At 58.7% G+C, this 10152-nt stretch carries 11 protein-coding genes; 4 read left to right on the top strand and 7 right to left on the bottom strand.

Features of this window, described 5'->3' with window-relative positions; all coding sequences use genetic code 11:
* Nucleotides 1–31 precede the first annotated feature (31 nt).
* The 4 genes from R6T97_RS09385 to R6T97_RS09370 all read right to left on the bottom strand — a co-directional run bounded on the left by R6T97_RS09385 (nt 32) and on the right by R6T97_RS09370 (nt 4123).
* On the bottom strand, nt 32–589 hold the full coding sequence (locus R6T97_RS09385; RefSeq protein ID WP_410349032.1) for a hypothetical protein: 558 nt from the start codon (nt 587–589) through the stop codon (nt 32–34).
* 40 nt (nt 590–629) lie between these two features.
* Complete coding sequence (gene rimO, locus R6T97_RS09380) at nt 630–2024, bottom strand: 30S ribosomal protein S12 methylthiotransferase RimO (protein WP_410349033.1); 1395 nt, start codon at nt 2022–2024, stop codon at nt 630–632.
* A 232-nt stretch (nt 2025–2256) separates the two neighbouring features.
* Nucleotides 2257–3432 (bottom strand): MFS transporter, encoded by a 1176-nt coding sequence (locus tag R6T97_RS09375; protein ID WP_410349031.1) that lies wholly within the window; start codon nt 3430–3432, stop codon nt 2257–2259.
* A gap of 100 nt (nt 3433–3532) precedes the next feature.
* On the bottom strand, nt 3533–4123 hold the full coding sequence (locus R6T97_RS09370) for a GcrA family cell cycle regulator (RefSeq protein ID WP_372922307.1): 591 nt from the start codon (nt 4121–4123) through the stop codon (nt 3533–3535).
* A gap of 270 nt (nt 4124–4393) precedes the next feature.
* Between R6T97_RS09370 and R6T97_RS09365 the strand changes: the two genes are divergently transcribed.
* The gene (locus tag R6T97_RS09365) at nt 4394–5197 is read left to right on the top strand and encodes an ABC transporter permease (RefSeq protein ID WP_410349030.1); all 804 of its coding nucleotides are present in this window, start codon (nt 4394–4396) and stop codon (nt 5195–5197) included.
* On the opposite strand, the gene R6T97_RS09360 is transcribed toward R6T97_RS09365, so the two are convergent.
* Nucleotides 5194–5607 (bottom strand): hypothetical protein, encoded by a 414-nt coding sequence (locus R6T97_RS09360; protein ID WP_410349029.1) that lies wholly within the window; start codon nt 5605–5607, stop codon nt 5194–5196. The genes R6T97_RS09365 and R6T97_RS09360 overlap by 4 nt on opposite strands.
* Before the next feature lie 564 nt (nt 5608–6171).
* On the opposite strand from R6T97_RS09360, the gene R6T97_RS09355 reads away from it, so the two are divergent.
* The 3 genes from R6T97_RS09355 to argF are packed head-to-tail and all read left to right on the top strand — an operon-like array spanning nt 6172 to nt 8772.
* Nucleotides 6172–7353, top strand: coding sequence for an aspartate aminotransferase family protein (locus R6T97_RS09355; RefSeq protein ID WP_410349028.1), 1182 nt, complete (start codon nt 6172–6174; stop codon nt 7351–7353).
* Complete coding sequence (locus tag R6T97_RS09350; protein ID WP_410349027.1) at nt 7346–7828, top strand: GNAT family N-acetyltransferase; 483 nt, start codon at nt 7346–7348, stop codon at nt 7826–7828. Before R6T97_RS09355 ends, R6T97_RS09350 begins: the two co-directional genes overlap by 8 nt.
* Before the next feature lie 38 nt (nt 7829–7866).
* Nucleotides 7867–8772 carry an ornithine carbamoyltransferase gene (gene argF / locus R6T97_RS09345; RefSeq protein ID WP_410349026.1) on the top strand — a complete coding sequence of 302 codons (906 nt, stop codon included), beginning with the start codon at nt 7867–7869 and terminating at the stop codon, nt 8770–8772.
* A gap of 191 nt (nt 8773–8963) precedes the next feature.
* Here the strand turns inward: argF and R6T97_RS09340 are convergent, their stop codons facing one another.
* Together R6T97_RS09340 and R6T97_RS09335 are read right to left on the bottom strand one after the other, a co-directional pair.
* On the bottom strand, nt 8964–9422 hold the full coding sequence (locus R6T97_RS09340) for an NUDIX hydrolase (protein WP_410349025.1): 459 nt from the start codon (nt 9420–9422) through the stop codon (nt 8964–8966).
* 67 nt (nt 9423–9489) lie between these two features.
* The coding region (locus R6T97_RS09335) for an ATP-dependent helicase C-terminal domain-containing protein (protein WP_410349024.1) at nt 9490–10152 on the bottom strand (663 nt) is incomplete at its 5' end.

The raw sequence follows: 10152 nt of genomic DNA, 5'->3' as shown, positions 1-10152 counted from the left end.
GAATCTAATTTATTGGAAAATAATGTGATTGCTAGGACTCAACTCCAGCGCTTGCCAGTTGGCGTTGAGTCCTAGCAATCACATTATTTTCCAATAAATTAGATTCTAGTCTTGATTCTTGTATTTGCCAATGTGCCAAAATCAATGATAACCATGCTTGTGTTTCGCTATCTGCCGCTTCAATGCACTCTCTGATTTGCGTTAAATCTTCGCTTGATATCTGCAGTTTTTTTAGATGTTTTATGGCGACTTCAGAAGGGCCCTCTCGTAGGGCTTGAGCATTTATGGCAGTCTCAAACCCATATTCCGCAAGTTTATTTAAGCGGGATAAAGTAATTGGAAGCACCGCACGTGCCGCGATATGACGCCTTTCGATGAGTTCTTGTTGTTTATTGAGGTTTAGGAGTACGCCTCCCACAGCCACGGCTGAGGCAAATAGGCTAACAAAGATGGTTATTCCATAAGTCCCATATCGGATAAGGTTGTCTTCCCAGTTTGTAGTCAGAACCCACATAAACGCCACGCCGATGAAGCAACCACCCAAGGCCGCGCCCGCGATATTCTTTGTATAGAATTGGATATTATTCATCGGTTTTCACGCCCTTTGATTTATGATTGGTGCTGTGGATCTAATTTGTTAAAGACCCCCACAAATCATACTCCCCCGCTTCCTCAACCGCGACCTTAACCACATCTCCCACGGCCAACCCCTCAGCCCCTTCATCAATAAACAAATTCCCGTCGATCTCGGGGGCATCCGCCCATGTGCGGCAGGTTGCGATGCCGTCCTCGTCGATGTCGTCCACGATCACCTCGAGCGTGCGTCCGACCTTGGCCTCCAGTTTCGCCGCCGAGATCGCCTGCGCCTTTTCCATGAACCTGTCCCAGCGGTCTTGTTTGACCTCTGGCGCCACATGGTCGGGCAGGGCGTTGCTGCGTGCCCCGGCCACGTTTTCGTATTGAAAGCAGCCGACGCGATCCAGTTGCGCCTCATCCAGCCAGTCCAGCAGGTGCTGGAATTCGGCCTCGGTTTCGCCGGGGTAGCCCACGATAAAGGTCGAGCGCAGGGTGATGTCGGGGCATTGGGCGCGCCATGCCGCGATTTCATCCAGCGTTTTCGCGCCCGCCGCAGGCCGCGCCATGCGGCGCAGCACATCAGGGTGGGAATGCTGGAACGGAATATCCAGGTAAGGCAGCACGCCATTGGAAGGGTCTGCCATCAACGGGATCAGGTCGCGTACATGGGGGTAGGGGTAGACGTAGTGCAGGCGCACCCATGCACCCAATTGCCCCAATTCGCGGGTCAGATCGGTGATGTGAGTCCGCACCTCGCCATCTTTCCACGGGTTCAGATCGTATTTGCGATCCAGCCCGTAGGCGGATGTGTCCTGAGAGATCACCAGCAGCTCCTTGACGCCAGCCTCCACCAGTTTCTCCGCCTCGCGCAGCACTGCATGGGCGGGGCGCGATGCCAGCCGCCCGCGCATGTCGGGGATGATGCAGAACTTGCACTTGTGGTTACAGCCCTCGGAAATCTTCAGATAGCTGTAGTGGCGGGGTGTCAGGCTGACGCCGCTGCCGGGCAGCAGGTCGATAAACGGGTCAGGCGCGGGCGGCACCACGCCATGCACGGCGTCCAGCACCTGTTCGTATTGATGCGGGCCGGTCACGGCAAGAATCTGGGGGTGGTGTTCGCGGATGTAATCGGGTTCGGCCCCCAGACAGCCTGTCACGATGACCTTGCCGTTTTCCTTGAGAGCTTCGCCGATGGCATCAAGGCTTTCGGCCTTGGCGCTATCGAGAAAGCCGCAGGTGTTCACGATCACCGCTTCGGCGCCAGCGTAGTCAGGCGAAATCGCATAACCTTCGGCGCGAAGCCGCGTCAGGATGCGTTCGCTGTCCACCAGCGCCTTGGGGCAACCAAGGCTGACCATGCCGATGGTCGGCTGGCCGGCGCGGGGTGCATCGGTGATCTTCGCAGCAGGTGCGATGTCGGGGCGGAGGGATGGCGGGTTTTGTGTCATGGGGGGCATATAGCGCGGGGCGCGGGCGTTGGGAATGGGGCGTGGGAGTGCCGGACCAAACGGACTTTTGGTCAGCACGCAGTTAATGGCGGTTTCAAGCGCGCTGTGTCCGATGCTGCAGCACTGCCCTGCGTTCGCTTTTGGGTCGCGTCGGTTCGACCACATTGCACGCGCCGCGATCATTCCGGCAAACACGATGCCGCAATACCATGATTCCTCCTATCCAGCTTTCTCACGTCTTCGGCACGTCAGCTGGCCGTTCTACCACAAATCTGGACTGTACCGTCACGGCAGCGGCTAGCGGTATGGCCGCGATCATGTAGAACATCGCTTCCGGCCCGATGCCATCGGAAACTATTCCCGCGACGGCAGAACCGATCACGCTGCCCGCTGCAGTTACCAAGAGGGATGCTGTGAAGCCGAACGACGGGAAGGACGGAAAGAGACGTTCAGACCAAAAGGCCAAAACTGCACTCGTCATCATGACATTGACCCCTTGCAACCCCGCAGAGGAGACCAGCCCCAACCAACTTGCAGGCAAGAACGCCGCGAGTGCCAGCGAGGCTGCCGCAGTTAGAAGGAGCGCTCGCAGGAGCCACGGCAGGCCAAGCGCATCCCGCATACGGTTCGTGAGCAGACCGCTCAGGCCAAAGAGCCCGTAGAAGATGAAAACAAGGGCTGGTGTCGCGTCGTCAGAAAATCCGGGAACGCCATGCCGGGCGAAGTGATCGGCGGCGAAACTAATGTAGACCGCCGAGGTAATGCCGTAGACGAAAGCGATCCCGAAGAGCGGCATTGCCGTCAGATGCAGAAGATCCCGCCAGCCCTTTTGCGGCCCCTCTTCGGGCGATTTTTCGACCTGTCGCAACGCTGCCCAGTTCCCGACAAACGCCAGTGCGCTCGCCCCGGCGAATACAGCCCAGCAGAACCGCCAATCGAATTCCAAGAGCACCATCGCCAGAGCCAAGGCACCCGCGAGCGCGACCCCCACGCTGGTTCCCGTGCTGATCTCCGATAGCGCAAAGGGTCGATCCACGTCCCGGACCTTGCGGTGGACCGCGTCGTTGAAAGGTGTCCAGGCGAAACCGGCACTCGAGGCCGCGAGGAAGACGCCGACCGTAAGCATGGCTACGTCGTGCGCGAGCGCAATGATACTTGTTCCGATAGTGGCGGCGGCCAGTCCAGTGAGGACAGGGAATTCCGGGCCTCTCCGGTTCAGGAAAAACTGTGCAATAAGCAGGCCGATAAAGAAGCCCGCAAAGCCGAGGCTCGAAACCAATCCGACCGTCGAGGACGACATTGAGAAGGCGGATTTGAACTCTGGCACGAACAAGCCGAACCCCATGCGCCCGGGGCCATAACTGATGGCGGTGGCCGCGAAACCGGCTGCAGACAGACCCTGAAACAACGTAATTGTTAGACCCTCCTGTCGAAAGGCAACGCTACGGTTAAGCTGTGGGTCCCTGGCCGCCCCGCAGGGCGACCATGTTCATGCGTGTGGGCAGTGTTTATCGGCGCCGGTCACGACGCGATGACATCGGCTGGAACGCTACGCCGACATGTGCTTCGCAATAGGGCTTGCCCTGCTGTACTGACAGGCCGCAAAACCAGAACTCATCCGTTGCCGGATCGCCAACAGGCCATTTGCAGGTCTTTTCGGTCAGTTCCATCAGGCTAAGCCGCTTCGCGGTTTTTTCGATTTCGCTGACCTTGGCCAGTGCCTCCGGGCTGATTTCATTCGCCGAAGGCTGGGGCGGCAGGGGTTGACCGGCCGGAATGATCGCGCGGCGCGCAGCGGAGATCGGAAAACCGTTCTCGTCCAGCTCTTGCTCTTCCTTTGGCGGGGTCGAAGCAGGTGCCGCCTTTGGTTTCGGGGCCGGTTTGGCCGCGGGCTTTGCCGGGGCTGCCGGTTTTTCCTTGGGGGCCGCTTTTGCCGCAGTCGCACCGGAGCCAGCCCGGTTGGACAGGCCCAAACGGTGCACTTTACCGATCACGGCATTGCGTGTGACACCGCCCAGTTCCTTGGCGATCTGGCTTGCGGACTGGCCTTCGCCCCACATCTTTTTGAGCGTCTCAACGCGCTCGTCTGTCCAGGACATATGAATTCCTTTGGTTTTTTGGCCGGATACGCTCCCTGAAGGATCGGCCCGCTTTGTTCAAGTCCCCATCATATTAGTCATTGCCGCCGGTGATGTGAAGGCAGGTAGACCGCTTTTACGCATCTTCCGGCGATCTATCGCAACACTTCGCCGTCAATTGAGGCTGCGACAGCCCATGGACGGGGTGGCGCATCCTGTCCGATGTCATCCGGAGGGGTGGCCATTTTGCTTCAATCCGTTATGTCCGTGCATCTACAAAGGAAGACTGCAATGAACCAGATTGATCAGATGGGTGTGCGCCGCTTTGGGCGCGTGAATTGGCTCGGGACATGGACATTGACGCTGCGCGAGATCAAGCGCTTCATGAATGTCTGGTCCCAGACGGTGATGGCACCATTGATCAATGCCGCGCTTTTCCTGATGATATTCACGATTGCGATCGGCTCGCAGCGCGGCGACGTGATGGGTGTGCCGTTCCTGGTGTTTCTGGCACCCGGCATTTTGACAATGACGGTGATCCAAAACGCTTTTGCGAATACGTCATCGAGTCTCGCCTCGGCCAAGATACAAGGGAATATCGTCGATACGCTGATGCCGCCGTTGTCGGCGGGAGAACTGGTTGCAGGCTACATCGGCGGTGCCGTGGCGCGCGGAGCCTTGGTGGCGATTGTCATCGCGACCGTAACGGCGGTCTTTCTCGGCATCGGGATGCAGGCACCTCTCTGGGTTGTGGTTTTTGTGATCCTTGGGTCTGTTCTGATGGGCGGGCTGGGCATGATCGCGGGCATCTTTGCCAACAAATTCGACCAGCTTTCAGCGATTTCAAACTTCCTCGTGACGCCGCTGGCGTTCCTGTCGGGGACGTTCTATTCGATTGAGGCCCTGCCGCCCTTCATGCAAACCCTTAGTCATGCCAACCCGTTCTTCTATATCATCGACGGTGTGCGCTTTGGCATGATCGGGGTCAGCGACAGCAGCCCCTGGATCGGTTTGCTTGTGGTGAGCGCGGCTTGCGTCGTTGTTCTGGGCGTTTGTCTGCGCTGGATGCACACCGGTTATCGGCTGAAGTCCTAGAGAACCTCGCGCACAGGGATCCCGCGGTCAGCCAGCACATGGATCAGCGTATCTACGTCAGGTAAATCGCCTGTAAAGACCTCTTCCTCACTGCCGTCGCGATAGACAATGGTCACATGTGTGTCGAGGCTGGCATCTTCTATGCGCAAATGCGCGATGTCATCCAAAGCGATCGGGCGTGGCTGGCGCCAGGCCGCCAGAATCAGATGGTCGTTGTCGATCCGGATACCCGAAACAGGACGCGGCAAAAGCATCCATGCTATTGTGACGACAGCGGCAACCCAGGCCAGCCAGACAAGCTCTGTCATGTCGAATTTGATCACCGCTACAAGGAGCAGGATCACGCCGATCAGAGCGAGCCATATGGGGCCTTTGCTCGGTGCCCGTCGGTACTCGTAAATGTCACTCATGCAGCCCAACTAGAATAGAAACATGGCTGGATTTTGACCACCTCAAGTCACAATTCATGTGTTCTTGCCTAGCCGCGCACATGCCGTTCGCGCCACGCTAAAAGTTACGCCCCGCCCAGAATGATCACCGCTCCCGTAATGCTGATCCAATCGGGCCACACGTCGAAGATGAGGAGATCATAGAGGGAGGCAAAGATCAGCGTCACACCCCGGCCAAAGAGCGTCCGCCCGATATGCAGCCACAGATGCGGTTGCCGTCAGCATGACGGCAATTGCAACGGGTGGGTTGGCGGCACGAAGGGTCATGCGACGTCAGCGGACATGTCCGGTAAGGCTTGCAAGCACCGTCCGCCGCCGGATTGCGCCTTGGCGGGATCACTTCAAGGCTTCCATCTGCGCGGCAACTGCGCTAGCAAACTGCCATGATGGCCAGTGCAAAATGTGAAAACCGACGCCGACGCTGAACCGCGCCGCGCTTCGTCACGTCTATCGTAAACTCCTAACATTATTGACACCTCTCGCTTGGTCCTGCACCAATCGAGCTTACGTTTAAGGAAGATCGCCATGATCGCATCTATTCTGCCGACTTATTCACGTGCCCCCCTGACTTTCGTGTCCGGGCAAGGCTCTTGGTTGACTGAAAGCGACGGGCGACGCTTTCTCGACCTTGGAGCAGGGATCGCGGTGAATGCGCTCGGCCATGCGCATCCGGCCCTGATCGAGGCCCTGACGACACAGGCCAACGCGCTGTGGCATGTCTCCAATCTCTATAATATTCCGGCCCAACAGCGGTTGGCGGATGCTTTGGTGGAAAAAACCTTTGCCGACACGGTGTTCTTTACCAACTCGGGGACCGAGTCCTGCGAACTTGCCGTGAAGATGGCGCGTAAGTACTGGTATGACAAAGGCCAGCCCGACCGGACCGAAATCATCACGTTTTCCGGCTCTTTTCACGGACGCTCCAGCGCGGGCATCGCCGCCGCAGGGTCCGAAAAGATGACCAAGGGCTTTGGCCCGCTCTTGCCGGGATTTACCCATCTGGAATTCGGTGATCACGACGCGCTGCGCGCAGCGGTGACGGATAAGACTGCCGCGATCATGGTCGAAACGGTACAAGGCGAAGGCGGCATCCGGCCCTTGCCCGATGTCTGTCTGAAAGGCCTGCGGGATCTGTGCGATGAACACGGTATCCTGATGATCCTGGATGAGGTGCAATGCGGCATGGGCCGGACCGGCAAGCTTTTCGCGCATGAATGGGCAGGGATTTCACCGGACATCATGATGGTCGCCAAAGGAATTGGCGGCGGTTTCCCCCTTGGCGCGGTGCTTGCGACCGAAAACGCGGCTTCCGGCATGACTGCGGGGACACACGGGTCCACCTACGGGGGCAACCCTCTGGCCTGTGCGGTCGGCGCCAGAGTGATGGAGATCATCGCCGACGACGCGTTTCTGGCCGAGGTAAACCGCAAGGCGGGTCTGATGCGGCAAAAGCTGGAAGGCTTGGTTGCGGCACATCCGGACGTGTTCGAAGAGGTGCGCGGCGCGGGCCTGATGCTGGGCCTGAAATGCAAGGCGGCCAACAGCGACGTCGTCACCGCAGGCTTTGCCCAAGGTGTATTGACCGTGCCGGCCGCCGACAATGTGGTACGGTTGCTTCCCGCGCTGAACATTCCCGACGAGGACATCGGGCATGCCGCAGAAAAACTTGATGCTGCGGCGTCCCATGTGAAGGAGGCCAATGCGTAATTATACGTTCCGCCCCCTGACCGAGGCTGACTTGCCTTTGATGCGCCGCTGGCTCGACACGGCGCATGTCAAAGTCTGGTGGCGCGATGCGGAAAGACAGATTGCGCTGATGGAAAAAGACATGAACGCCGCCAATATCAACATGCAGGTGGTCAGCCTGATCAACCACCCTTTTGCCTACGTCCATGATCACGACGCGCGCGCCTTTGACCTGCCGCAATACGCCGACCTGCCGTACGGGGCGCGTGTGATGGCGACCTTTGTCGGGGACAGCGACTTTATGGGGCAGGGCCATTCTGTCGGATATATCGAGGCGCATACGCGCAATTTGCGTGCAAAGTATCCGATGGTTGCGGTCGGCCCCGGCACGACGGATACACGCGCCATCGGTCTCTACCGGCAAGCCGGCTTCATGAACCGGCGACTGGCGACGACACGCGAAGGACGTCTTGTCCAAGTGATGACACACCTTTGATCTGACCGGCCCCAAGCGGCCCAACAAAAGCGAAACGCATGACCCATTTTCTTGATATCGACACGACACCGGCAGACGCCCTGCGTAATATTATCGACACAGCCCGCGCGATGAAAACCGCCCGCGCAGGCCAGCCCAAGGGCACACCGGACGCCGACCAGCCGCTGGCGGGCCATATGGTCGCGTTGATCTTCGAGAAACCCTCGACGCGCACGCGCGTGTCCTTTGATGTTGGCGTGCGCCAGATGGGGGGGCAGACGATGGTGCTCTCGGGGGCGGACATGCAGCTTGGGCATGGTGAAACGATAGCGGATACCGCAAGGGTTCTTTCACGTTACGTCGATCTGATCATGATTCGCACGTTTGAGGAACAGACCCTGCTGGACATGGCTGAATACGCCACTGTTCCGGTGATCAACGGGCTGACCAACCGGACGCACCCCTGCCAGATCATGGCCGATATCATGACGTTCGAGGAACATAACGGCCCCATCAAAGGTAAAAAGGTTGTCTGGTCGGGTGATGGCAACAACGTCTTTGCCAGCTTCGCCCATGCCGCCAGGCAATTCGACTTTGATCTGGTATTCACCGGTCCGCCACCGCTTGACCCCGAGCCTGCACTGCAAGGGCTTTACACCACCGTGCGCGACCCCAACGAGGCCGTCAAAGGCGCCGACCTGATCGTCACTGATACATGGGTCAGCATGCACGACCCGCAATCGGCGCGTGAACGGCGCCATAATCAATTGCGCGGGTATCAGGTGAACGATGCGTTGATGGCCAAGGCGAAAGACGATGCCATTTTCATGCACTGCCTGCCCGCGCACCGCGATGATGAAGCCACCAGCAGCGTGATGGACGGCCCCCATTCGGTGATCTTTGACGAGGCTGAAAATCGGCTCCATGCGCAAAAGGCGATCATGCGACACTGCCTTGGCGTTTAAGCCCGCATGAAGGTTAAACTTTTTAACCCGATAAGGACGAGCGTTCCCGTTGGTCGCAAGACCGGGCAACGCTTTGGTCAGCCCCAAAGGCCCGGGTTCAAGGACGTGATCTTTTCGGTCTTGGCGTTGCCGTCATCCGATACTTTTCGCTGAAGCGAACGGCGTTTGCGATCCGCCATCAAGCCGCAGGGCTAGCGCATGGCTTTCAAAAGTGCCTGCAAGCCGGTGTCATCGACCTTCTTGGCGGCCTTTTTCAGGGGCATCCACTTACGCCGGCGCAAATCGGCCTCTGGATAGGTCTTTGTCATCTCTTTGACGTCGATGCGGTAGACAGTGACATGACAGGTCGCAACCCGGCCATCGTCGAACCGTTTCTCGGTCACGTAGCCGCCAACGGGTGCCTTGCTGGCTTTGCCTTTCAGCAATCCAGATTCTTCCCATGCTTCTATTTTGGCGGTTTCGGCGTCTGTATGCCCGTCCATCGGCCAGCCCTTCGGGATGATCCAGCGTCCGCGCGACGACTTGACCAGCAGCACCTCTGGCCCTTCTTTGCTATCGCGCAAACACAGGGCGCCAACCTGCATAATCGCAGTCGGATCAACGGCACGAACCGTACGGCCCGTCCAAAAAGAACCTTCAATTTTGCTCATGTACCCGCCAATAGGCTATTTTTATTGCTTTTGTTTTAACACAAGCCGAATCAAAGCGCAAATGAACTCAGGCGTTGCGCGGTTTTGTGCGCAGGGTGGGGTCGGCCTGCGTGGGGTCCTCGGGCCATGGATGGCGCGGATAGCGCCCGCGCATGTCGCGCCGGACGTCGGCATAGGATGTCGCCCAGAAGCCCACGATATCCTGCGTGACCTGCACGGGTTTTTGCCCGGGTGACAAAAGCGTCACCCGCAGCGGTGTCCGCCCCACAACCGGATGGGTCGTGACACCGAACATTTCCTGCAGGCGCAGGGTGATCGCGGGGGCTTCACCCTCGTAGTCAATCGGGATCTTGCGGCCCAGCGGTGTCTGAAAATGGGCAGGGGCCGCGCGGTCCAGAATTTGGGTCTGGTCCCAGTCCAGCATGGCCCGCAGTGCAGGCAGAATGTCGAACCGTTTCCAGTCCTCGGCGGTGCGCACACCGTTCAGATGCGGCAGCAGCCAGACCTCGAGCGTATCAAGCAGCGTTGCATCATCCATCGGGGGCAGATTATCAACCAGCGCCACACGCGCCCGAAACCGCTGCGCTGCAGGCGACGGGCGCAAGCCAAGCTGGCGGATACCTTCCAGCATGGCCTGCGCAACTGCCTCTGGCGGTGCATCCGACCATTGCCGGTCGTCCAGTGCCAATGCGCCGAACCGTTCCTGTTGGCGGGTCAGGACACGGCGTTC

The organism is Yoonia sp., assembly GCF_046498525.1.
In the GTDB taxonomy this organism is placed as follows: domain Bacteria; phylum Pseudomonadota; class Alphaproteobacteria; order Rhodobacterales; family Rhodobacteraceae; genus Yoonia.
Note: the sequence above shows the minus strand (reverse complement) of the source record. Positions and strands in the feature narration are given on the sequence as shown.

What these genes read in the sequence shown, in the direction of transcription:
- R6T97_RS09385 (WP_410349032.1), bottom strand. Translation starts at nt 589, where the DNA reads ATGAATAATATCCAATTCTATACAAAGAATATCGCGGGCGCGGCCTTG.
- rimO (WP_410349033.1), bottom strand. Translation starts at nt 2,024, where the DNA reads ATGACACAAAACCCGCCATCCCTCCGCCCCGACATCGCACCTGCTGCG.
- R6T97_RS09370 (WP_372922307.1), bottom strand. Translation starts at nt 4,123, where the DNA reads ATGTCCTGGACAGACGAGCGCGTTGAGACGCTCAAAAAGATGTGGGGC.
- R6T97_RS09365 (WP_410349030.1), top strand. Translation starts at nt 4,394, where the DNA reads ATGAACCAGATTGATCAGATGGGTGTGCGCCGCTTTGGGCGCGTGAAT.
- R6T97_RS09360 (WP_410349029.1), bottom strand. Translation starts at nt 5,607, where the DNA reads ATGAGTGACATTTACGAGTACCGACGGGCACCGAGCAAAGGCCCCATA.
- R6T97_RS09355 (WP_410349028.1), top strand. Translation starts at nt 6,172, where the DNA reads ATGATCGCATCTATTCTGCCGACTTATTCACGTGCCCCCCTGACTTTC.
- R6T97_RS09350 (WP_410349027.1), top strand. Translation starts at nt 7,346, where the DNA reads ATGCGTAATTATACGTTCCGCCCCCTGACCGAGGCTGACTTGCCTTTG.
- argF (WP_410349026.1), top strand. Translation starts at nt 7,867, where the DNA reads ATGACCCATTTTCTTGATATCGACACGACACCGGCAGACGCCCTGCGT.
- R6T97_RS09340 (WP_410349025.1), bottom strand. Translation starts at nt 9,422, where the DNA reads ATGAGCAAAATTGAAGGTTCTTTTTGGACGGGCCGTACGGTTCGTGCC.